General features: G+C 53.7%; 1 rRNA gene. It reads right to left on the bottom strand.

What is annotated here, in order from left to right:
• Positions 1–255: ribosomal RNA gene (locus tag WA325_RS21535) — 23S ribosomal RNA — on the bottom strand; the annotation flags it as partial.

The following is a 255-nucleotide window of genomic DNA, read 5'->3' as shown; positions in this document are numbered from 1 at the left end:
CGGGTCTACGACCACGTACTCATGCGCCCTATTCAGACTCGCTTTCGCTGCGGCTCCGCATCTTCTGCTTAACCTTGCACGGGATCGTAACTCGCCGGTTCATTCTACAAAAGGCACGCCATCACCCATTAACGGGCTCTGACTACTTGTAGGCACACGGTTTCAGGATCTCTTTCACTCCCCTTCCGGGGTGCTTTTCACCTTTCCCTCACGGTACTGGTTCACTATCGGTCACTAGGGAGTATTTAGCCTTGG

This window comes from Bacillus sp. 205(2023) (assembly GCF_037027485.1).
Lineage (GTDB): Bacteria > Bacillota > Bacilli > Bacillales > Bacillaceae > Bacillus > Bacillus halotolerans.
Note: the sequence above shows the minus strand (reverse complement) of the source record. Positions and strands in the feature narration are given on the sequence as shown.